This is a genomic window from Nocardioides sp. CF8 (assembly GCF_000389985.1).
GTDB lineage: Bacteria > Actinomycetota > Actinomycetes > Propionibacteriales > Nocardioidaceae > Nocardioides > Nocardioides allogilvus.
In genome coordinates, this window is record NZ_CM001852.1 from 969,540 (window position 1) to 990,879 (window position 21,340).

26 protein-coding genes are annotated in these 21,340 nt (G+C 70.6%); 15 read left to right on the plus strand and 11 right to left on the minus strand.

Annotated features, from left to right (window positions below):
• The first annotated feature begins 98 nt into the window (after nt 1-98).
• From CF8_RS04745 to CF8_RS04760, 4 genes are all read left to right on the plus strand, one after another.
• Entirely contained in the window at nt 99-584 is a 486-nt protein-coding gene (locus tag CF8_RS04745) for a hypothetical protein (RefSeq protein ID WP_232211577.1), read from the plus strand.
• 130 nt (nt 585-714) lie between these two features.
• Nucleotides 715-1,281 (plus strand): YqgE/AlgH family protein, encoded by a 567-nt coding sequence (locus CF8_RS04750; protein ID WP_010832000.1) that lies wholly within the window; start codon nt 715-717, stop codon nt 1,279-1,281.
• Between the two features lie 57 nt (nt 1,282-1,338).
• Nucleotides 1,339-1,617: a DUF3039 domain-containing protein gene (locus tag CF8_RS04755; protein WP_010832001.1), complete on the plus strand. Its 279-nt coding sequence runs from the start codon at nt 1,339-1,341 to the stop codon at nt 1,615-1,617.
• The gene (locus CF8_RS04760) at nt 1,614-3,404 is read left to right on the plus strand and encodes a DEAD/DEAH box helicase (RefSeq protein WP_036490262.1); all 1,791 of its coding nucleotides are present in this window, start codon (nt 1,614-1,616) and stop codon (nt 3,402-3,404) included. Before CF8_RS04755 ends, CF8_RS04760 begins: the two co-directional genes overlap by 4 nt.
• 97 nt (nt 3,405-3,501) lie before the next feature.
• On the opposite strand, the gene CF8_RS04765 is transcribed toward CF8_RS04760, so the two are convergent.
• The gene (locus CF8_RS04765; RefSeq protein ID WP_010832003.1) at nt 3,502-5,016 is read right to left on the minus strand and encodes a calcium-binding protein; all 1,515 of its coding nucleotides are present in this window, start codon (nt 5,014-5,016) and stop codon (nt 3,502-3,504) included.
• A 114-nt stretch (nt 5,017-5,130) separates the two neighbouring features.
• Between CF8_RS04765 and CF8_RS04770 the strand changes: the two genes are divergently transcribed.
• Complete coding sequence (locus CF8_RS04770) at nt 5,131-5,769, plus strand: IclR family transcriptional regulator (protein ID WP_010832004.1); 639 nt, start codon at nt 5,131-5,133, stop codon at nt 5,767-5,769.
• A 13-nt stretch (nt 5,770-5,782) separates the two neighbouring features.
• Here CF8_RS04770 and CF8_RS04775 read toward each other — a convergent pair whose 3' ends face one another.
• Nucleotides 5,783-6,250, minus strand: a complete 468-nt coding sequence (locus CF8_RS04775) for an Lrp/AsnC family transcriptional regulator (protein ID WP_010832005.1) — start codon at nt 6,248-6,250, stop codon at nt 5,783-5,785.
• Between the two features lie 82 nt (nt 6,251-6,332).
• On the opposite strand from CF8_RS04775, the gene hppD reads away from it, so the two are divergent.
• On the plus strand, nt 6,333-7,544 hold the full coding sequence (gene hppD / locus CF8_RS04780) for a 4-hydroxyphenylpyruvate dioxygenase (RefSeq protein WP_010832006.1): 1,212 nt from the start codon (nt 6,333-6,335) through the stop codon (nt 7,542-7,544).
• A gap of 108 nt (nt 7,545-7,652) precedes the next feature.
• Here the strand turns inward: hppD and CF8_RS04785 are convergent, their stop codons facing one another.
• Entirely contained in the window at nt 7,653-8,531 is an 879-nt protein-coding gene (locus CF8_RS04785; RefSeq protein WP_010832007.1) for an oxygenase MpaB family protein, read from the minus strand.
• Between the two features lie 95 nt (nt 8,532-8,626).
• Between CF8_RS04785 and CF8_RS04790 the strand changes: the two genes are divergently transcribed.
• Nucleotides 8,627-9,424 (plus strand): helix-hairpin-helix domain-containing protein, encoded by a 798-nt coding sequence (locus tag CF8_RS04790; RefSeq protein WP_010832008.1) that lies wholly within the window; start codon nt 8,627-8,629, stop codon nt 9,422-9,424.
• On the opposite strand, the gene CF8_RS04795 is transcribed toward CF8_RS04790, so the two are convergent.
• Together CF8_RS04795 and CF8_RS04800 are read right to left on the minus strand one after the other, a co-directional pair.
• The gene (locus tag CF8_RS04795; RefSeq protein ID WP_036492208.1) at nt 9,403-10,245 is read right to left on the minus strand and encodes a phosphatidylinositol-specific phospholipase C/glycerophosphodiester phosphodiesterase family protein; all 843 of its coding nucleotides are present in this window, start codon (nt 10,243-10,245) and stop codon (nt 9,403-9,405) included. The two genes, CF8_RS04790 and CF8_RS04795, sit on opposite strands and share 22 nt — an antisense overlap.
• An 84-nt stretch (nt 10,246-10,329) precedes the next feature.
• Entirely contained in the window at nt 10,330-10,929 is a 600-nt protein-coding gene (locus CF8_RS04800; RefSeq protein ID WP_010832010.1) for a LysE/ArgO family amino acid transporter, read from the minus strand.
• 72 nt (nt 10,930-11,001) lie between these two features.
• Here CF8_RS04800 and CF8_RS04805 point away from each other — a divergent pair, with 72 nt between their 5' ends.
• Complete coding sequence (locus CF8_RS04805) at nt 11,002-11,919, plus strand: LysR family transcriptional regulator ArgP (RefSeq protein WP_010832011.1); 918 nt, start codon at nt 11,002-11,004, stop codon at nt 11,917-11,919.
• Here the strand turns inward: CF8_RS04805 and CF8_RS04810 are convergent.
• The 3 genes from CF8_RS04810 to CF8_RS04820 are packed head-to-tail and all read right to left on the minus strand — an operon-like array spanning nt 11,916 to nt 14,301.
• Nucleotides 11,916-12,677, minus strand: a complete 762-nt coding sequence (locus tag CF8_RS04810; protein ID WP_010832012.1) for an amino acid ABC transporter ATP-binding protein — start codon at nt 12,675-12,677, stop codon at nt 11,916-11,918. The two genes, CF8_RS04805 and CF8_RS04810, sit on opposite strands and share 4 nt — an antisense overlap.
• Nucleotides 12,677-13,468, minus strand: coding sequence for an amino acid ABC transporter permease (locus tag CF8_RS04815; RefSeq protein WP_010832013.1), 792 nt, complete (start codon nt 13,466-13,468; stop codon nt 12,677-12,679). Before CF8_RS04815 ends, CF8_RS04810 begins: the two co-directional genes overlap by 1 nt.
• Before the next feature lie 44 nt (nt 13,469-13,512).
• The gene (locus CF8_RS04820) at nt 13,513-14,301 is read right to left on the minus strand and encodes a transporter substrate-binding domain-containing protein (protein ID WP_010832014.1); all 789 of its coding nucleotides are present in this window, start codon (nt 14,299-14,301) and stop codon (nt 13,513-13,515) included.
• Nucleotides 14,302-14,344: 43 nt separating this feature from the next.
• Here CF8_RS04820 and CF8_RS04825 point away from each other — a divergent pair, with 43 nt between their 5' ends.
• The gene (locus tag CF8_RS04825) at nt 14,345-14,872 is read left to right on the plus strand and encodes a DUF1697 domain-containing protein (protein WP_036490266.1); all 528 of its coding nucleotides are present in this window, start codon (nt 14,345-14,347) and stop codon (nt 14,870-14,872) included.
• On the opposite strand, the gene CF8_RS04830 is transcribed toward CF8_RS04825, so the two are convergent.
• Nucleotides 14,873-15,643 (minus strand): enoyl-CoA hydratase-related protein, encoded by a 771-nt coding sequence (locus tag CF8_RS04830; protein WP_010832016.1) that lies wholly within the window; start codon nt 15,641-15,643, stop codon nt 14,873-14,875.
• A gap of 102 nt (nt 15,644-15,745) precedes the next feature.
• On the opposite strand from CF8_RS04830, the gene clpS reads away from it, so the two are divergent.
• The 6 genes from clpS to CF8_RS04860 all read left to right on the plus strand — a co-directional run bounded on the left by clpS (nt 15,746) and on the right by CF8_RS04860 (nt 19,294).
• The gene (clpS, locus tag CF8_RS04835) at nt 15,746-16,051 is read left to right on the plus strand and encodes an ATP-dependent Clp protease adapter ClpS (RefSeq protein ID WP_010832017.1); all 306 of its coding nucleotides are present in this window, start codon (nt 15,746-15,748) and stop codon (nt 16,049-16,051) included.
• Between the two features lies 1 nt (nt 16,052).
• A complete protein-coding gene (locus tag CF8_RS04840) occupies nt 16,053-16,637 on the plus strand; it encodes a DUF2017 domain-containing protein (protein WP_010832018.1) in 585 nt (194 codons plus the stop codon).
• Entirely contained in the window at nt 16,634-17,446 is an 813-nt protein-coding gene (locus CF8_RS21390; protein WP_010832019.1) for an NUDIX hydrolase, read from the plus strand. Before CF8_RS04840 ends, CF8_RS21390 begins: the two co-directional genes overlap by 4 nt.
• 191 nt (nt 17,447-17,637) lie before the next feature.
• Nucleotides 17,638-18,075, plus strand: coding sequence for a Mov34/MPN/PAD-1 family protein (locus CF8_RS04850; RefSeq protein WP_036490269.1), 438 nt, complete (start codon nt 17,638-17,640; stop codon nt 18,073-18,075).
• Entirely contained in the window at nt 18,075-18,347 is a 273-nt protein-coding gene (locus CF8_RS04855) for a MoaD/ThiS family protein (RefSeq protein ID WP_010832021.1), read from the plus strand. The genes CF8_RS04850 and CF8_RS04855 overlap by 1 nt, the downstream gene beginning before the upstream one ends.
• Entirely contained in the window at nt 18,344-19,294 is a 951-nt protein-coding gene (locus CF8_RS04860) for a PLP-dependent cysteine synthase family protein (protein WP_010832022.1), read from the plus strand. Before CF8_RS04855 ends, CF8_RS04860 begins: the two co-directional genes overlap by 4 nt.
• Nucleotides 19,295-19,306: 12 nt before the next feature.
• On the opposite strand, the gene CF8_RS04865 is transcribed toward CF8_RS04860, so the two are convergent.
• Complete coding sequence (locus CF8_RS04865) at nt 19,307-20,365, minus strand: alkaline phosphatase family protein (protein ID WP_010832023.1); 1,059 nt, start codon at nt 20,363-20,365, stop codon at nt 19,307-19,309.
• A gap of 80 nt (nt 20,366-20,445) precedes the next feature.
• On the minus strand, nt 20,446-21,306 hold the full coding sequence (locus tag CF8_RS04870; protein ID WP_010832024.1) for an NAD(P)H-binding protein: 861 nt from the start codon (nt 21,304-21,306) through the stop codon (nt 20,446-20,448).
• Between the last annotated feature and the right edge of the window lie 34 nt (nt 21,307-21,340).

Below are 21,340 nucleotides of genomic sequence, written 5' to 3' on the forward strand. Positions count from 1 at the left end.
CATACTCTGAGTACGTACCAACGGTATGTGACTCACACAGAAAGGGATTCGCCATGACCTGGACGTCCTTTCACCGACGCGGAGAAGTCCTTCGTGCCGTGATCACCGAGGTCGACGCCCGACGCGACGGCCACCTGCCGATGAGCGTCACCGGTGTCTCTGAGACCTTCGGAGACGAGCTGACCCTGCTCGGCGCCCTGACACTGCGCTGGCACACCCGCCTGGCCGGTCGCATCGAGCGCGAGCTCATGAACCAGCCGATGGACCTCGAGGGCGCCGTCATCGACGCCTGGCAGGCCACCGCCGAGGAGCTCCCCGGTGTGCTGGCGATCCTCGACCGGCACCGCGCCGAGCCCCTCGACGACGCGATGGCCTCGGCCATGGCGGCCTCGACGGCCAAGGAGCACACGCTGCTGGCCGTGATGGCGGGCGCGACGTCCGCACGCGACGAGCGTGCGGCCCGTGTAGGTGCCCAGATCGCCGAGCGTGCCCGAGCGGCCCTGGCGCCTGCGTCGCAGCGCGTCATCTCTCCCGCGCCGGCCTCGTTCGTCGATCGACTGCGGGCGGTGCTGCACGCGGCCTGACGGCCACCTCGAATGTGACGGCCCTCGTCCGACGCCCGCGGTTCCTCCCAGCCGCATCCTCCCTCCCAGCGTCGGACGGGGGTCGTCCTGCGTCTCGGTGGGCACGGTCCGCGTGCGCCATACTGGCGCCATGATCCACGGGACCGACGTGGCACCGGGCACGCTGCTGCTGGCGACGGCCGAGCTGATCGATCCCAACTTCGCGGGGACCGTCATCCTGCTGCTCGACGTCAACGACGAGGGCGTGCTCGGCGTCGTGCTCAACCGGCCCTCGCCGGTGCCGGTGGCCGAGGTGCTGCGGCCCTGGGACGCCATGTGTGCCGAACCCGAGGTGCTCTTCCGGGGCGGCCCGGTCAGCCCCGACGGCGCCCTCGCGGTCGCGCTGCTGCGCGACGCCGACGACGAGCCGGTGGGCTACCGGTCGGTCGTGGGGCGCCTGGGGATGCTCGACCTCGACACTCCCGTCGAGCTCCTCGACGGCAGCCTCGGCGGCCTCCGCGTCTATGCCGGCTATGCCGGTTGGGACACCGGACAGCTGCAGGGCGAGATCGAGGAGGGCAGCTGGTACGTCGTGGCGGGGGAGAGCGCCGATGCCTTCCGGGCCGACACGACGGACCTGTGGCGCGACATCATCCGTCGCCAGCCGGGCCATCTCGCCTGGCACCTGACCCGACCCCTCGATCCGGAGACCAACTGAGGTCGAGGGATGTCGCCGAGGTCCCCTTCGCTCGCTGCGGACGTTAGGCTTGGGGTCATGAGCACCATCGGTTTCTCGCCCGGCACGCAGACGATCGAAGACCGTCGGACCCAGCCGACCGATGAGGGTGACCACGAGAAGTTCAGTCACTACGTCCCCAAGGACAAGCTCACCGAGGCGATGGTCATGGGCACTCCCGTGATCGCCCTGTGCGGGAAGGTCTGGGTGCCGTCGCGTGCGCCGGAGAAGTTCCCGGTCTGCCCCGACTGCAAGGACATCTGGGAGCAGATGAAGCCCGGAGGCGGCGACTCGGGCAACCAGGGCCCCGACGCGTGACTGGGCGCCCTGAGCCCACCACCCCTGCGCCCGTCCTCACCCCAGCCTGGCCCGATCGTGCCGCGTGGGGGACGGCCCCCTCGCTGCGCGCGTGGCAGCAGGCGGCGGTGGACAAGTACGCAGCCTCCTCCCCGCGCGACTTCCTCGCCGTCGCCACGCCGGGCGCCGGCAAGACGACCTTCGCGCTGACCGTGGCCGCCGAGCTCCTCGGCCGGCGGATCATCGACCGCATCACGGTCGTCGCGCCCACCGAGCACCTCAAGACCCAGTGGGCCGAGGCCGCGGCACGCGCCGGCATCCCGCTCGACCCGACCTACAGCGCGGGCTCCGGCAAGACCTCGAAGGACTTCGTCGGCATCGCGGTGACCTATGCCGGGGTCGCGGTCAACCCGCTCGCGATGCGCATCCGCACCGAGCGCTTCAAGACCCTGGTGATCCTCGACGAGATCCACCACGCGGGCGACGCGATGTCGTGGGGCGAGGGCGTGCAGGAGGCCTTCCAGCCGGCCACCCGGCGGCTCGCCCTGACCGGCACGCCCTTCCGGTCCGACATCAACCCGATCCCGTTCGTCACCTATGCGCCCGGCGACGACGGGATCCCGCGCTCGGTGGCCGACTTCACCTACGGCTATGCCCACGCGCTGGCCGACCACGTCGTGCGCCCGGTGCTCTTCATGGCCTACTCAGGGGAAATGACCTGGCGCACCCGTGCCGGTGACGAGATCCTCGCCCGGCTGGGCGAGCCCCTGACGAAGGACATGCACGCCCAGGCGCTGCGCACCGCGCTCGATCCCTCGGGGTCGTGGATGCCGGCCGTGCTCGAGGCCGCCGACAAGCGCCTCTCGGAAGTACGCCGCCACATGCCCGACGCCGGAGGGCTGGTCATCTCCTCCGACCAGGAGTCCGCTCGCGCCTACGCCGGGCTGCTCAAGAAGATCACCGGCGAGTCGCCGGTCGTGGTGCTCTCCGACGAGAAGGCCGCGTCGAAGAAGATCAGCCAGTTCTCCGAGTCTGACAAGCGCTGGATGGTCGCGGTCCGCATGGTCTCCGAGGGCGTCGACGTGCCGCGACTGGCCGTCGGGGTCTGGGCCACCACCACCGGCACCCAGCTCTTCTTCGCGCAGGCGGTCGGCCGCTTCGTGCGTGCCAGGGGCCGGGGCGAGACGGCGTCGGTGTTCCTGCCGTCCGTGCCGCGCCTGCTGGGCTACGCCTCCGAGATGGAGGTGGAGCGCGACCACGTGCTGGGCCGCAAGGTCGGCAACGAGGACGACATCTTCGCCGCGGAGAACGACCTGCTGGCCCAGGCCAACGCCAGCGAGAGCGCCTCCGGCGAGCTGGAGATGTCCTTCGAGGCCCTCGGCTCGACCGCGTCCTTCGACCGGGTGCTCTACGACGGCGGCGAGTTCGGCCACTCCGGAGAGGTGCACGTCGGCTCGGAGGAGGAGATGGACTTCCTCGGCATCCCCGGCCTGCTCGAGCCCGACCAGGTGCGCGAGCTCCTGCACTCGCGCACCAGCGAGCGCGCCAAGCGCCAGAAGGCCGCCGCGGCAGGGCGCGAGCCCGACACGGTCGCCGAGCTGACCACCCACGAGCAGCTCGCGGTGCTACGCCGCGAGCTCAACGGCCTGGTCGCCGCCTGGCACCACCGCACGGGCCAGGCCCACGGCATCACCCACGCCGCGCTGCGCAAGGAGTGCGGCGGTCCCGCCGCCGCGGTCGCCACCGCCGAGCAGCTGCACGCCCGCATCAACCGCGTGCGCGAGTGGGCCGTCAAGAAGACGTCCTGACGGCGACGTACGACCGACTCACCGTCCCGCCCGGGGACGCGGACCGGCCGCCGCCCGCGGGTGCGGACGACGGCCGGTGTGCTGTGATCAGTCTTGCTCAGCGCTCACAGTTGCGGCGACGCTCGACGGCGAAGCACTTGTCGAAGCCGTCCGCACCGTTGGCGCGGTCGAAGCCGCGGCCACCGACGAGGACGTCGTTGCCGGCCTGGCCGAGCAGGCGGTCGTTGCCCTGGTCGCCCTGGACGCGGTCGTTGCCGTCGTTGCCGCCGACCTCGTCGTTACCTCGGCCACCACGGACCTTGTCGTCCCCGGCGTTGCCGTTGACGCGGTCGGTGTCGTCGCCACCAAAGATGACGTCGTTGCCGGCGAGGGCGTCGATCGAGTCGCGGCCGCGGTTGCCGAACAGCTTGTCAGCACCGTTCGTGCCGGTGATCTCGTCGTCGTTCTTCCCGCCTCGAGCGGTCATCGTCGTCGTCGAGCAGGTCACGCTCGGCGCGTTCTCGATGTCCGTGCCGAAGGCGAGCTTGTCGTCGCCGGCGCGACCGGCGAGCCGCACGTCGCAGCCGTCCACGTTGATGACGTTGGCCTGGTGCGTGCCCTTGACGGTCATCGACGTCGTGACGGCGTCGACGTTCTCGAAGGTCCGGACGGTCTGGTCGACCGTCACGTCCGGCGCCCCGGTCTCGAACTGCCCGCTGTTGAGGTTGATCAGCAGCTCGCCGTAGTTGTGGGCGACCTGGAACAGGTCCGTGCCGTCGCCACCGGCCCAGCTCGAGCCGTCGATGACGTTGGAGCGGATGGTGACGGTGTCGTTGCCGCCGGCCATGTCGACGGTCACCTTCGTCGGCGTCGCCCCGGCAGCCGGGTCGCGCAGGATGAAGGTCTCGGCGTCGTTGGTGCCGGTGAACGCGGCGGACGTCGCCGTGGACTCGACGACGTAGGTCGTCACCGTGCCCTTCCACTGCAGGGCCGTGACAGCGTTGCGGTCGAGCTTGCGGGGTACGGCGTTGATGGCGACGACGCCGCCGTCGCTGTCGGCCAGGGTGTTGGCGCCCTCGCCGAGGTCGACACTGCCGCCCGGCGCCTGGATGCCGTGCCAGTCGAGGACGTCGTCGCCGACACCGAGGTCGAGCTTGTCCCCGTTGGGCTGGGCGGCGATGCCGCTGCCGACGCCGTCGTTGCCGGCCCCGGTCGAGACCGTGTCCGCGCCTTCGCGGGTGGCGACCTGGTCGGAGGCGGCGCCACCGGCGTAGGTGTCGTCACCGGCGCCCAACGTCGTGGTGACGGTGACACCCGCGGCGAGCGTGGACGTGTCGACGGAGTCGTTGCCCTCGCCGGCATCGACCGACGTGGGCGTGGTGGCCGTGCTGGGGAGCACACAGATGGTGTCGTCCCCGGCGAGTGCCGAGACGCTCGAGCCCTGGCCGGCCGCGATCACGTCGTTGGCGGGAGTGCCGGTGACGGTGGCCTGCCCGGTGCCGTCGATGGTCACCTCCTTCCCCTGACAGGTCGTGGCTGCGGCAGCCTGGGCACCGGGGGCGGTGAGCAGTGCTGCGGCGAGGAGCGCCGTCGTCCCGGTGCTGGCGAACGTGCGGCGTACGTGGCGATGCATGGATTTCTCCCTTGATCGACTGGTGTGTGGACACCCCGTCTCGGGGTTGGTGCCAAAAGGCACTCGAGGGTGTGATGGGGGCCGCGCGCACGAAGTTGTCACTAGATTGGATCCATGGCCACCGAGACCTCCCAGACGCTCGATCGAGGCCTGCGCGTCCTGGAGGTGCTCGCCGAGGCTCCGCAGGGGCTGACGGTCACCGAGCTGTCGCAGCAGATGGGCGTCAACCGGACCGTGGTCTACCGGCTCATCAGCACGCTCGAGCAGCACGCCCTGGTCCGCCGCGACGGCCGTGGTCGGCTGTGCGTGGGACTCGGCGTGCTGCACCTCGCCTCGGCCGTCCAGCCGCTGCTGCGCGACCTCGCCGTGCCGGTGCTGCGCTCGCTCGCCGAGGCCATCGGGTGCACCGCCCACCTCACCGTGGCCGACGGCGACGAGGCCCTGGCGCTGGCGGTCGTCGAGCCGACCTGGACCGACTACCACGTGGCCTACCGCGTCGGCTCGCGTCACCCGCTCACTGCGGGGGCGGCAGGGAAGGCGATCAGCCTGCTCAGCGACGCTGACACGGCGGCGTACGCCGTCACCAGTGGGGAGCTCCAGTCCGGTGCCCACGGGCTGGCCGCCCCGGTGCGCGGGCTCGAGGGGCTGCGCGCCAGCGTCGGCATCGTGACCCTCGACGGCGCTATCGACGAGAAGCTGGTCGCACCCCGTGTCCTCGCGGCGGCCCAGCAGGTCGCGGAGCGGCTGCGCTGAGGCTCGGCTGCCGCTAGCCCGGCGTGACGGCGGCGCGCGCCAGCGGGAGCACCCGGTGCTCGATCTGCGCGGCGAGCGCGATCACGGTCGTGGAACGCTCGATGCCACGGTCCGCGAGCACCTGGTCGATCACCCGCTGGAGATCGGCGTTGGACCGTGCCACGACCCGCGCCCACATGTCACCGGCGCCGGTGATCGTGTAGGCCTCCAGCACCTCGGGGATCGCGGCGAGGTGGCGGGCGATCGCGTTGTGGCCCGACCCCTGGCGGATCTCCAGGGTCAAGAATGCCATCACCGGGAAGCCGAGCGCCTCGGGGGAGAGCTCGGGACCCCAGCCGATCACGACGCTGCTCGAGCTCAGCCGGTCGAGCCTGGCCTGCACGGTCCCGCGGGCGACACCGAGGCGCCGACTCGCCTCGAGGACGCCGATGCGCGGCTCGGCAGCGAAGAGATCGATCAATCTGCTGTCCAGATCGTCCATGCGATGACTCCTGATGAGGCAAGTTGTCCAGCACTTCGCCGTACTGTTGCACACCTTGCCTGTCCTCGACAGAGTTGACCGCATGACTGACACCACGCTGACCGTGCTCACCGCCGAGGAGCAGCAGGCCGGGCTCACCCTCGAGCAGCTCCAGCAGCTGGTCGGGCTCGTCGAGTACGACGCGTCGAGCGACCCGTTCCCTGTGATCGCGCAGGACGCCGTCTGCTTCGTCGTCGGCAACGCGACCCAGACCGCGAACTTCTACCAGCTCGCGCTCGGCATGGAGCTCGAGGCCTACCGCGGCCCCGAGACCGGCCACCGCGAGTCCAAGACCTATGTCCTGCGCAGCGGCTCCGCCCGCTTCGTCTTCACCGGCGGCGTCACCCCCGACAGCCCCGTGCTCGAGCACCACCGCAGGCACGGCGACGGCGTCGTCGACCTGGCGATCGAGGTGCCAGACGTCGACAAGTGCATCGACCACGCCCGCGCCATGGGCGCCACGGTGCTGGTCGAGCCGCACGACGAGTCCGACGAGCACGGCACCGTGCGGCTGGCGGCGATCGCGACGTACGGGGAGACCCGCCACACCCTCGTCGACCGATCCCGCTACAGCGGGCCCTACCTGCCCGGCTTCGTCGCCCGCGAGTCCACGGTGGTCCGTCGCGAGGGCCACCCCAAGCGGCTGTTCCAGGCCGTCGACCACTGCGTCGGCAACGTCGAGCTCGGCAAGATGGACGAGTGGGTGACGTTCTACAACAAGGTGCTCGGCTTCACGAACATGGCGGAGTTCATCGGTGACGACATCGCCACCGACTACTCCGCGCTGATGTCGAAGGTCGTCGCGAGCGGCAACCACCGCGTGAAATTCCCGCTCAACGAGCCGGCGATCGCGAAGAAGAAGTCGCAGATCGACGAGTACCTCGAGTTCTACGACGGCGCCGGCTGCCAGCACATCGCGCTCGCGACCAACGACATCCTGCGCTCGGTCGACATCCTGCGCGACAACGGCATCCAGTTCCTCGACACCCCCGACTCCTACTACGACGACCCGGCGCTGCGTGCCCGCATCGGTGAGGTGCGGGTGCCGATCGAGGAGCTGAAGAAGCGCAAGATCCTGGTCGACCGCGACGAGGACGGCTATCTCCTGCAGATCTTCACCAAGCCGATGGGCGACCGGCCGACCGTGTTCTACGAGTTCATCGAGCGCCACGGCTCGCTCGGCTTCGGCAAGGGCAACTTCAAGGCGCTCTTCGAGGCGATCGAGCGCGAGCAGGACGCCCGTGGGAACTTGTAGGGGACTGAGGCCGGGCGTCGGTTTCCCGGCTCAAGCGTCCACATGGACGCTCAACGCTGGGACTGCGGGTCGTCGGGCGTCGAGCTGGACGCTTGAGCAGGCAAATGGTCACGCCTGCGCGGAGGCCCTCAGCTCGCGTGCCTCGTCGACTCCGGGCGTCATGGCCCAGCGAATGGTGCCGGTGGCGAGGACGCCGAGCGCCCTGACCACGGTCCGCTCGGAGACCGGCAGCCACGGCAGGCGCAGCGGGCGGCGGGTCCAGCGGGGGAGCAGGGCGACGCCGGCCGCGATCAGCACGCCGTAGGCAGGGCGCGCGGCGAGCGGCAGGTCGGGGTGGAGCACCAGGAACCGCACGGCACTGCGCGCCTCGTCGGTGGCACGCAGCTCGGGCCGGAAGTCGTCCAGCACCCGACGCAGCTCGGCGACGGTGCGCGGGGGGTCGATGACCCCGAGGCGGGCGCCGATCTCCGCCGCCTGCGCGACATAGGCGTCGCACCCGGCTGCGTCGAGCGGGCGGGCGCCGTACGTCTGGTGCGCGAGCAGGAAGCTGTCGACCTCGGCCGCGTGCACCCACGCCAGCAGGTGCGGGTCGGAGGCCGCATAGGGCGTGCCGTCAGGCATCGTCCCCGTCACCCGCTCGTGGATGGTGCGTACGGCGCGGACAGCCTGTTCGGCATGCTCGGCCGTGCCGAAGGTGGTCACCGCGAGGAACTGGCTGGTGCGGGCGAGCCGGCCCCACATGTCGCCGCGGAAGCCCGAGTGGTCGGCGACCGCCTGCATCGCGGCGGGGTGCATCGTCTGCAGCAGGATCGCGCGGATGCCGCCGATGAACATCGAGGCATCGCCGTGCACGCGGACGATCTGGGAGTCGCGGTCGAACCATCGCGGCCCGGGCGTGCCATGGATGCGTTCGCGATGCCGCGGCCCGTCGGGCCCGGCGACGCGGCGGAACAGCTCGTGGCCCAGTCGAGCGCGGAGGGACGGCATGCATCGAGCCTACGAGCCCGGCCCATGCCCCACCGAGGATCGCGGCCGACGGGCGACCTGCCGCCCGACGGCCGACTCTGGCAGGCTTGCCCGTCATGATGATCCGGCGCGACATCCTCGATGCGATCAAGGCGGGGGAGGTCGACCTCGCGCTGCGTCGCTGGGCCACCCCGCGGGTGGTCGTCGGCACCCAGATGCGCACGGCTGTGGGTGTCGTCGAGGTGACCTCCGTCGAGCGGGTCCTCGAGCCGACGCCCGACGACGCCCGCCGTTCGGGGCTGACCCCCGCCGCCCTGGCCAAGGCCCTCGCCACTCGTCCGGACGACCCGATCTGGCGCGTCGGGCTGGCCTACGCCGGCGCGGACCCGCGCGAGGCGCTGCGGGAGAGCATCCCCACCGCCGAGGAGATCGCCGAGATCGACGCCAGGCTGGCGAGGCTGGACAAGGCATCGGCGTACGGCGCCTGGACCCGCGAGACCCTCGACCTGATCGACCTCAACCCGACGGTGCGGGCCCCCGACCTGGCCGCGCAGGTCGGGCGCGACACGGCCGACTTCAAGAAGGACGTCCGCAAGCTCAAGGAACTCGGCCTGACCGAGTCGCTCGACATCGGCTACCTCCTCTCGCCCCGCGGCCAGGCCGTCGTCGACTCGGGCCTGTCGGCACCGCGTCAGCGCACACCGCGGCCCGCGGGCACGAAGCTGCCGAGGATCGGCGCCCCGGCGACCAAGGCGTTGCGCGCGGCGGGGATCACCACGCTCGAGCAGGTGGCCGCCCTGACCGCGGCCGAGCTCGGCGCCCTGCACGGCGTCGGGCCGATCGCGATCGACCGGCTGCGCGAGGCGCTGGAAGCGCAGTCGCTGGTGTTCGCTCAGGACGACAGGAACGCCTGAAGGCCCGCGAGGTCGTCGGTGTTGATGTGGTCGACGCCGGCGTTGCGCAGTGCCTGCCAGACCGCCTCCCGGTTGGGCAGGGCAGCATCGGGGGTGGCCCAGAACCGGACGCGGTAACCGGCTGCGTGAGCCTGCGCGACGATCGCCTCCAGCTCGGCACGCTCGGCTGCCGGCATCGGGCCCACGCCCTGCCAGGTGAAGTGGCGCGTCCAGTTGTCGCTGACGAGGGGCATCACGTCGGAGGACAGGCCCGACCCGAGGTCGCCCAGCCGGCCGTCGTACCCCGCGAAGCGCTTCTTCTGCGACGACATGAAGGCGAGGTCGCGGTTGCCGCTGATCACGGCGTCGACGGCCCGCTGCTTGCGCGCGCCGTGCTGGAAGCGGGTGATGATCTCCTCGTGGGCGGCGAGCGCCGCGTGGATGGCGTCGTACGTCGGGCGGGCGGCGCTCTTGACGTCGATCAGCAGCTGGAAGGTGCCGTCAAAGCCCGGGTGGACGGTCCCGCCGTTGTCAGCCACGATCTTGGCCAGCGGCTCGAGGTAGAGCGACTCCAGCGTCCGGCCGGGCTGGACGTCGGCCAGGTCGTGCGCGACCAGCAGCTCACCATCGACCAGCCAGACGTCGGCCTCGACCGAGGTGAAGCCGTGGTCGAGTGCGTCGAGCAGCGGGCGCTGGTGCTCGTAGTCGTTGTGGGCGTGGGCCTGCTGGAGCGCGACGACCGGCTCGGGGGCGGCTCCGGTCGTGGCCGCCGCCGGGGCAGAGAGCGCGAGCGACGCCAGCAGGGCGGGTGCGAACAGGGTGGCCAGGATCCGGGAGGTCATGTCCCGAGTCGACCCGGCGGGGTTGACGCCCACGTGGCGCCGTCGTGCACGCCGGGTGACGTGATCGCGACGTCCCGACGCGGCTCAGTGCACGAGCAGCCCAACGCCCAGGCCGCCCATCACCACGGCGATGCCGGAGTCGAGCACCCGCCAGGCCGACGGGCGGGCGAAGATGCCGCGCAGCGCGCGGGCGCCGAGGCCGAGGGTGGGGAACCAGATGCTGCTGGCGACGAGCGAACCGGCCCAGAACCACCAGCGCTGGTCGCCGAAGCTGTTGGCGACGGTGCCGAGCATGAGCAGCGCGTCGAGGTAGAAGTGCGGGTTGAGCCAGGTCAGCGCCAGCGCCAGCAGCATCGCGCGACGCAGTGACATCGTGGTGCCCGTCTCCGCGGCGAGTGCGCTCGGCCGCCACGCGCGCATGGCCGACTGGATGCCGAAGGCGATGAGATAGATCCCGCCGCCGATCTGCGCGATCGGCAGCACGGCCGGCCAGCGCTCCATCACGACGCCCAGGCCGGCCACACCGGCGGTGATCGCGACGACGTCCGAGACCAGGCAGACGGCGATCACCGCGACCACGTGCTCGCCACGGATCCCCTGGCGCAGGACGAAGGCGTTCTGCGCGCCGACGGCCACGATCAGGGCGAGTCCGGTCAGCAGACCGGTGACGAAGATGCTCAACATGCGGTCAACGCTAAGTCGACACCAGTCATCAATCCAGCGAAGTATTTGCAAGGATCATTAGCATCTCTAATTGTGAAAGACCTCACCCAGATCGACCCCGTCGCCCTGCGCACCCTGGCCGCCGTGATCCGCTTCGGCACCTTCGAAGCGGCAGCCCGCGAGCTGCACGTGACACCGTCGGCGATCAGCCAGCGGATCAAGGCCCTGGAGACGCGGGTCGGGCGGGTGCTGGTGCACCGGGTCAAGCCGATCTCCGCGACCGAGGCGGGTGACGTGCTGGTGCGGCTCGCGACCCAGGTCGAGCTCCTCGAGCGGGAGGCCGTCGCCGAGCTCGTCGAGGCGGGGGAGGCCGGTGACGAGGACACGCCGTACGCCTCGGTGCCGATCGCGGTGAACGCCGACGCTCTCTACACCTGGCTGATCGACGCGCTGGTCACGGTGCAGCGCGCCCACCGCGTGACGTTCGAGGTCGTGCGCGAGGACCAGTCACGCACCACCGAGCGGCTGCGGCGCGGCGACGTCATGGCGGCCATCACCTCGGAGCCGCGCCCGGTGCCCGGCTGCCGGGTGGTGCGGCTCGGGAGGTTGCGCTACGTCGCGGTGGCGACACCCGAGTTCATGGCCGCGCACCTGCCGGACGGTGCGACGACGGCCGATCTCGCGAAGGCGCCGATCGTGGCGTTCGACCGCAACGACACCCTGCAGCACGACTTCCTGCGCAAGGTCACCCGGCGACACCTGGCGCCCCCGGTGACGTGGATCCCCTCGGTGCGCGAGTTCGACAACGCGGTGCGGCGGGGGATGGGCTGGGGGATGATCCCGATCGGCCAGGCGGGGGACGACCTCGCCAGCGGCCGGCTCGTCGAGCTGCACCCCGGGAGGCACTCGGACGTGCCGCTCTACTGGCAGCACTGGCGCCTCGGCTCGGCCGTGGTCGCCGACCTGACCGAGGCGGTGGTCGCCTCGGCCAGGGAGTGGCTCGGGTCCTAGAGGACCTTGGACAAGAACGCCTGCGTGCGCTCGTGCTGCGGGTCGGCGAGCACGGCGGCGGGGTCGCCCTCCTCGACGATGACGCCGCCGTCCATGAAGACCAGCTTGTTGCCGACCTCGCGGGCGAAGCCCATCTCGTGGGTGACGACCATCATCGTCATGCCCTCGGAGGCGAGGTCCTTCATGACGGCCAGCACGTCGCCGACCAGCTCCGGGTCGAGGGCCGACGTCGGCTCGTCGAAGAGCATCATGTCGGGATCCATCGACAGCGCCCGGGCGATCGCCACGCGCTGCTGCTGCCCGCCGGAGAGGTGGGCTGGGTAGGCGTCCTCCCGGTCGGCGAGCCCGACCTTCTCGAGGTTCTTGCGGGCGACCTCGACCGCTTCGGCCTTCTTGCGCCCCTTGACCTTCTCCTGGGAGATGGTCAGGTTGCGCAGCACGGTCATGTGCGGGAACAGGTTGAACTGCTGGAAGACCATCCCGATGCGCGCGCGCAGCTTGTCGATGTCGGCGTCCGGGTCGGTGATCTCGTCGCCCTCGACGAAGATCTTGCCGCTGGTCGGCGTCTCGAGCATGTTGACGCAGCGCAGCAGGGTGGACTTGCCCGAGCCGCTGGGGCCGATGACGCAGACCACCTGGCCGTTGCTGACGTGGAAGTCGATGCCCTTGAGCACTTCGTTGTCGCCGAAGTACTTGTGCAGGTCCTGGACGTCGATCGCTGCCGCGCCTCGACTGGTGTCGCTCTGGGTGGTGGTCATCAGCGGGCCCTCTCCGAGCGGCTCTCCATGCGGCGTACGACGATCGACAGCGGCACCGTGATCAGCAGGTAGCACAGGGCGATCACGATGATCGGGGTCAGGTTGGAGGCGGAGTTCATGCCCTCCCGGCCGAACTTGGTGAGCTCGTAGCCCGAGAGGGAGAGCCCGAGGATGTAGACCAGCGACGAGTCCTTCGTCAGCAGGATCAGCTCGTTGGTCAGCGGCGGCAGGATGATCCGGAACGCCTGCGGGACCACCACGCTGATCATCGCCCGACCGTGCGACATCCCGAGCGATCGCGCAGCCTCGAGCTGGCCCTTCGGCACCGCCTGGATGCCGGCCCGGATCGTCTCTGCCATGTAGGCGCCGCCGACGAGGCCCAGGGCCAGGGTGACGATGCCCAGGTTGCCGAACGGAATTTCGTAGGCCGGGAAGGCCAGGTTGAACCCGACGCTCAGCGCGATGAAGACGACCAGGGCGGGCAGGCCACGGAAGAGCTCGATGATGCCGGTCGCGATCCACCGGTAGGGCCCGACGCTCGAGAGACGCATCAGCGCCAGCAACAAGCCGAGGGCCAGTCCGAAGGCGAAGCCGCACGCGGTGTAGACGATCGTGTTCTTCAGGGCGATGGTCAGGACGCGCGGGAACTGCTCCTTGACCAGCTCCCAGTTCCAGAACGCCCGCTGGATCTGGGCCCAGTCGGCGATGAACGCGATCGCCAACAACGCGGCGACGAGGATGGCGTACTGGACGTAACGCCACCGGGCGGCACGTTGGCGGGGACTCGCCATGAATCAGGTCACCTTCTTGGACGGGTCGGCGGGGAAGGGGGCGATCAGCTGGGCGGGGCGGTGCCGAACCACTCTTCGTAGACCGCGTCGTACTCGTCGCTCGCGATGCCGTCGTTGATGGCGGCGAGCAGCTCGTCGTTGCTGTCCTTCTTCACCGAGAAGCCATACTCCTCGCCGGTCTCGAACTCCGTGACGACCTCGACCTCGGGGTTCTCGCTGACGAAGTAGTTGAGCAGGCCGTTGTCGTTGACGCCGGCGTCGGCCCGGCCGGTCAGGACCGCCTGCTGCATGAGCGAGGAGTCCTCGTAGGAGACGACCTCGGTGTTCTTGGGGGCGTTCTCGCGGACGTAGTCGGCTCCGGTCGTGCCGTCCTGGACAGCGACCTTCTTGCCCGCGAGGTCCTCGAGCGACGTGATGCCCGCGCCGGTCTTGGTCATGAGGGCCTGGGTGGCCGTGAAGTAGGGGTCGGTGAAGTCCATGACGGCCTCACGCTCGGGGTTGATCGTCATGGCGCCGGCGGCCACGTCGCACTGGCCGCTGTTGAGGGCCTCGCCCGTCGTGATCGTCTCCCACGCGACGTCGATGACCTCGGTGTCGAGCCCCTCGTTGTCGGCAGCGATCTCCAGCACCGCGGGGTCGAAACCGACGACCTCGCCGCCCTCCGTGAACTCGAAGGGCTCGTAGGGCAGGTGCGTGCAGATCGTCAGCACACCTTCCTTGACGAGCTGGATGCCCGACTCGGTGGTCGAGGAGGTGTCGTCCTTGGCGCAACCGGTGGCCGCAAAGGAGAGGGCGATGGCGCCGAGGCCGAGGGCAAGAGTGCGTGTGTTCATGCCAGCACCTTAGACCCAACGGACTGTGTGCATGATCTCATCCATGACCACCCACGTGGCGTTTCTCCGTGCCATCAACCTCGGCGCCAGGCGCAAGTTCCCCAAGGAAGCGATCAGGGCGGCGTGCGAGATGGCCGGGTTCAGCGACGTCGAGACCTACATCAACACCGGCAACGTCCGGGTGACGTCCTCGCTGCGCTCCCGGGTCAAGGTCGAGGCGGCCCTCGAGAGCGCGTTCGCCGAGGTCGCCGGCTTCGAGGTGCCGACGATCGCCTTCACCAGGGCGGAGCTCGCGCAGATCGGTAGGGACGCCGAGGAGCTCTCCGCGGAGCGCGAGCTGTCGCGTCATTACGTCCTGTTGCTCAAGGAACCCGTCGCGGATGAGGCCGCCGTCGAGGCGCTGTCCACGGCCGAGCACCGCGCCGTCGTACGCGGTCGTGCGTGCCACCTGTTGCTGGGGCCGACGTACGAGGCCGGCGCCGTCGACCCGCTGCGGGTCGAACGGCTGATCGGCGTCGCGACCAATCGCAACTTCAACGTCGTCACGACCCTGGCGCGCAAGTGGTGCTGATCAGCGCCCGGTGAAGGTGGGCCTGCGCTTCTCGCCGAACGCGCGCATGCCCTCCGCGGCGTCCGCCGTCCTGAGCAGGATGGTCTGGCCGGTGCGCTCGCGCTCGAGGGCACCCTCGAGGTGGCTCAGGGTCGCGGCGTTGATGGCCCTCTTCGTCGCCGTGAAGGCCAGCGGCGGCCCGGCGGCGAGGCGCCGCGCGAGCGTGGCGACGGTCGTGTCGAACTCATCGTCCGTGCTGAGGTGGGTGATCAACCCAGCGTCGAGGGCCTCGCTGGCGCCCAGCGGCTCGGCGAGCAGCGCCATCCGCATGGCCCGCGCGCGGCCCACCCCGGCCGCGATGGTGGCGCTCGCGCCTCCGTCGGGCATCAGGCCGACTCGCGAGAAGGCCAGCAGGAAGGCGGCCGACTCCTTCGCGACGATGATGTCGGCGGCCAGCGCGATGCTGGCGCCGACCCCCGCTGCGATGCCGTTGACCCCCGCGAGCACCGGCTTGTCGAGGTTGACGACCGCGCGCACCATCCGGTTGGCCAGGTCGAGTGCGCGTGCGTCGAAGCGCTCGTGCGCGTCGGCACCGCCGATGTCCGCCCCGGTGCTGAAGGCGGCGCCGGTGCCCGTGATCACGACCACCCGCACGTCCGAGCGGGACACCGCGCCCTCGAGCTGGTCGGCGAGGCCGAGCGACATCTCTCCGCTCAACGCGTTGAAGACCTCCGGCCGGTTGAAGGTCAGCGTCAGCACGCCGTCGGCCACGTCGGTGAGGAGATCGGGCATGCCGGCGACAGTATCGCCGGGGTCGGCGTGCCGGGGAGGAACGAAGGGCCCGCCGTCTTCTCGGCAGCCGGCTGGTGAGGGGTCGCCCTCGGGTGTGCCACGATGGCGAACGTGTCAGCCGCAAGCCCCGTCGAGGTCGAACCGACCCTGACCCCCGACGAGATCACCTTCCTGGCCAAGCCGTGGGTGACCATCGTGTGGAACGACCCCGTCAACCTGATGAACTACGTCAGCTATGTCTTCCGGAAGTACTTCGGCTACTCCGAGGCCAAGGCCACCAAGCTGATGCTCGAGGTGCACAACGACGGCCGGTCCGTCGTGTCCACCGGCACCCGCGAGGAGATGGAGCGCGACGTGCAGGCGATGCATGAATACGGCCTGTGGGCGACCATGGAGAAGGCGACCTGACGTGGGGGCTTTCACGCGCCACCGGAAGTCGCGGCTGATCATCGCCAACTTCACCGGCTTCGAGTCCGACCTGCTGCGCTCGCTGGCCTCGCAGATCGTCGAGCTGCTGCGCAACGAGGCGGCTGTGCCCGACGACGCGCGCGATCCCTTCGAGGCGATGATGGACTTCTCCGGACCGACCAGCGAGCCGGAGGACCCGGTGCTGCAGCGGTTGTTCCCCACCGCCTATCTCGAGGACGACGAGGCCGCGTCGGAGTTCCGGCGCTTCACCGAGGGCAGCCTGCGCGACGGCAAGGCCGCGGCCGCCTGCACGATCATCGACTGCCTCGAGGAGGCCGGGCTGCCGCCCGAGCTCGAGGAGGACGGCCTGATGATCGACGTCGAGCTCGACGAGCCGACCGCCGAGACCTGGATGCGGTCGTTCACCGACATCCGGCTCGCGCTCGCCACCCGCCTCGGCGTGGAGGACGGCGACGAGGAGATCTGGGACGCCATGGACGACGACGACCCCCGCGCGCAGGCCCACGACATCTACGAGTGGGTCGGCTGGCTGCAGGAGACGATCGTCGAGGCCCTGACGGCGTGAGCCCGATCCCCGACTTCGTCGTCGAGATGCGCGAGATGATCGGCCACCACCCCCTGTGGCTGCCCGGCGTCACCGCCGTCATCACCCGCGGCGACGACCATGTGCTCCTGGTCAAGCGCTCCGACAACGGTGCCTGGACGCCCGTCACCGGCATCGTCGACCCGGGCGAGGAGCCCGCGATCGCGGCGGCCCGCGAGGCGCTGGAGGAGACCGGCGTCGTGATCAGCGTCGATCGCCTGGCCGCCACCACCGTGCTGCCCGAGCTCACCTACGACAACGGCGACCGGGCGGCCTACCTCGACCTGACGTTCTCCTGCACCTGGGTGAGCGGTGCCGCCCACGTGGCCGATGACGAGTCCACCGACGTCCGCTGGTGGCCCGTCGACGACCTGCCGCCGATGTCCGCCCACATGGCCGGCCGGGTCGAGGCCGGGCTCGCCGACGAGCGCGAGGCGCGGTTCGTGGGGAGGTCCGAGGCCGAGATCGGCCCGGAGCCGCTGCGTCCGGCTGCTCCGGTGCTGGGCGTGACCTCCTGCGCAGCAGGCTGGGTGGGCGTGCTCCTCGGGCCCGAGGGCAGGGCGACGGTGCACGTCGCCACGACGATCGCCGACCTGGTCGACCTGGTCCGCGAGACCAGCGACCCGGAGCTGGTGCAGGTCTTCGAGGAGGACCCGACGCGGGACACCTCGCGCGAGTCCCTGCTCGCGCTGGGCCTGACGGCGCCCGCATGGTTCGCCGGCTCGGGCTTCTCCGAGGGCGAGCTGCTCGACGCCTGCAGCGCCACGTGCGCCGCAGCGGCCCTCGTCTGAACCGTCCGCACCGATGAACTTCCACCCGCACGAGTGGAAGTTCAGGCCCGATCCGCCCGTCCCCCGCTCAGCGGCGGATGGACTTCCACCCGCACGAGTGGAAGTTCAGGGGGGAGGCGGAAGGTGACCGCCGTCGCGCTCGTCTGAGACGCGGTACGGCGCGGGCGGAGGCGCCGCCTACCCTTGACCTCGTGTTGACCATCGACCAGGCGACGTACGACGCGATCGTCGCGCACGCGAAGCGCGACCACCCCGACGAGGCCTGCGGCGTCGTCGCCGGCCCCGAGGGCAGCGACCGGCCCGAGCGCTTCATCGAGATGGTCAACGCCGCGGGCAGCCCGACGTTCTACGAGTTCGACTCCACCGACCTGTTCCAGCTCTACAAGGACATGGACGAGCGGGACGAGGAGCCGGTGGTGGTCTACCACTCGCACACAGCCACCGAGGCCTATCCCAGTCGCACCGACATCGGGCTGGCGAGCGAGCCCAACGCGCACTACGTCCTGGTCAGCACCCGCGAGCACGGGAATAACGACGGCCCCGTCGAGTTCAGGTCATACAGAATCATCGACGGTGTCGTGACCGAAGAAGACGTCACGATCACGCCTACGGAAGAGAGCACCCCCTGATGGCCATCGAGGTCCGCATCCCCACCATCCTTCGCACCTACACCGACGGCGCCAAGGCGGTCGAGGCCGAGGGCGCGACGCTGACGGCGCTGATCGACGACCTAGAGGGCAACCACCCCGGCATCAAGGAGCGCCTGATCGACAACGGCGACCTGCGCCGGTTCGTCAACGTCTACATCAACGACGAGGACGTCCGCTTCATCGGTGGCCTCGACGCGGAGCTCGCCGACGGCGACCAGGTCGTCGTGCTGCCGGCGGTCGCAGGCGGATGACCCGCTTCGACAGCCTGCTGGAGTCCGTGGGCGGCACGCCGCTGATCGGGCTGCCGCGACTGTCGCCGAGCCCCGATGTCCGCATCTGGGCCAAGCTCGAGGACCGCAACCCCACCGGCTCCATCAAGGACCGGCCCGCGCTCAAGATGATCGAGCAGGCGGAGAAGGACGGGACGCTGCGACCCGGCGCCACGATCCTCGAGCCGACGAGCGGCAACACCGGCATCTCACTGGCCATGGCCGCCAAGCTCAAGGGCTATCGCATCGTCTGCGTGATGCCGGAGAACACCTCCGAGGAACGCCGCCAGCTGCTGCGCATGTGGGGCGCCGAGATCGTCTCCTCGCCCGCCGCGGGCGGCTCCAACGAGGCCGTCCGGGTCGCCAAGAAGATCGCTGGAGAGCACCCCGACTGGGTCATGCTCTACCAGTACGGCAACGAGGCCAACGCCCTCTCGCACGAGGAGGGCACCGGCCCCGAGCTGCTGGCCGACCTCCCCGAGATCACCCACTTCGTCGCCGGGCTCGGCACCACCGGCACCCTGATGGGCGTCTCGCGGTTCTTCCGCAAGACCAAGCCCGACGTCCGCATCGTCGCCGCCGAGCCCCGCTACGGCGAGCTCGTCTACGGCCTGCGCAACCTCGACGAGGGCTTCGTGCCGGAGCTCTACGACGCGACCCTGATCGACTCACGGTTCTCGGTCGGCCCGCGCGACGCCGTACGCCGCGTCCGTGAGCTCCTCGAGCTCGAGGGCATCTTCGCCGGCATCTCCACGGGCGCGATCCTGCATGCCGCGCTCGGCCAGGCCGCGAAGGCGGTCAAGGCGGGGGAGAAGGCCGACATCGCGTTCGTGGTGGCCGACGGCGGTTGGAAGTACCTCTCGACCGGTGCCTACGAGGGCACCGTCGACGAGGCCGAGGACCGCCTCGACGGCCAGCTCTGGGCCTGACGCCTCCGAGCGTCAGCCCGCGGCCGGATTCGGGTCGGTCGTGAGGGTGACGAGGTCCTGCGCGACGTTGTGCTCGCTGTCCGTGACGGCGGGCAGCTCGAGCAGGTCGAGCGCGAGGTTGGCGACGTCGCCGTTGCGGATGGTCGCGTCGTCGTAGGTCGACTGGGTGCGACCGGGATCGGTGTAGGTCGGGTTGATGTCGTAGAGGTCGGCGACGGCGACGTCGGGACCCCAGACCATGAAGGGCACCGTGTAGTTGGCCGGTCGGTTCGGCGCACGGTGGCTGGCGCCACGGCCGCCGTGGTCCGAGGTCAGGATGACGGCGGTGTGCCCGGAGAGCGTCGGGGAGCTCGAGATCGCCCGCAGCACCTTGCCGACGAGCCGGTCGGTGGCCGTGACCGTCTCGAGGTAGCGCGGGCTCATGAACCCGTGGTCGTGACCGGCGGCGTCGGGCGCGGAGAGGTGCAGGAGGCGGAAGCTGCGGGTGGTGCCGGCCAGGTCCGCGACGAACCGTCGCGTCAGCCGCCGGTTGTTCTCGATGATCACGTCGGTGTCGATGGCCTCGTCCCAGGAGCGCTCCCACAGCGAGAACTTCGTCTTGCTGGCGAAGTAGGCGGTGCTCCCACCCGCGTCGTGCACGACGTCGAACACCGACTCGACCTCGTGGCCGGCCGCAGCCTGCACCGTCGAGGGCCTGCGTCGATCGTCGTTCCACGTCACGCCGTGCCCACCGGTGGCGGCCTCGATGCGGCGCCCGGTGACCATGCCCGTGTGGTTGGGCAGCGTGTCGGTCAGCTCGAGCTCGGTGCGTGCGTTGAGCGTGCTCGCGCCGGTGCGGATCAGCCGGTGCAGCGCGGGAGTGCCGCGCTTGCGCAGCTTGGTGATCGCATTGGGGTTGAGGCCGTCGATCGAGATGGCCACGACGGTGTCGATGGGGCCCAGCGTGTCGATCCGACGCTCGGCCGTCGTGGGCCGCGCCGCCGCGTCGGGAGCCTCGCTGGCGGCGGCGCAGGCCAGGCCACCGGACAGGACGAGCGTGAGTGCGGGCAGGACGACTCCGAGACGCGACATGCGAGAAGCCTAAGCGGGCGGTACGGCGCAGTCCGCACCGCCGGCCGCGCGGTGCGTCGCACCGCGCGGCCGGGACGGCGTCACGCGAGGGCGGCGCGGATCGCCTCGGCCGGCGTGGTCGTGGGGCGACCGATCAGCCGGGACAGGTCGCCGGAGTCGACCAGCAGCTCACCGCGCGCCAGGCCCAGGTCGGAGTCGGCGAGCACGTCGGCGTACGGCTCGGGCAGGCCGGCGCCGACCAGGGCGGCACTGAGCTCCGGCGCGGGCAGGTCCTGGTAGGCGACGGGCCGGCCGGACTCGGCGGCCAGCGTTGCGGCGTACTCCTCGAGGGTGAAGGCGGTGTCGCCACCGAGCTCGTGCACGCGACCGGCCTGGTCGTCGGCGACCAGTGCGGCGGCGGCCGCGGCCGCGAAGTCGGCGCGGGTGGCGGCGCTGACCCGACCCGCGCCGGCGGCACCGAGCACGACACCGTGCTCGAGGGCGGTGGCGACCTGGGCGGTGTAGTTCTCGAGGTACCACGAGTTGCGCAGCAGCACGACCGGCAGCCCGGACGCGGCCAGCAGGTCCTCGGTCGCGCGGTGCTCGCCGGCCAAGATCATCTGCGCCGTGTCGGCCCGGGTGATGCTGGTGTAGCCGAGCAGCTCGACGCCCGCATCGCGTGCCGCGTCGATGACGTTGGCGTGCTGCGCGACCCGCTCGCCGACGGCGCTGGACGAGACGAGCAGGGCTCGGTCGACGCCGGCGAAGGCCTCCTTGAGCGAGGTCGGGTCGGTGTAGTCGGCGGCGCGGGTCACGACGCCGAGGGCGGCCAGGTCGGCGATGGCGTCGGTGTTGCGCGCGGTCGCGACGACGTCGGAGGCCGCCACCCCCTGCTCGAGGAGGGCCTGGACAGTGAGGCGGCCGAGCTGGCCGCTGGCGCCGGTGACGAGGTAGGTGGTCATGTCATGTCCTGTTCGTTGGAGGGCTTGTCGTCCG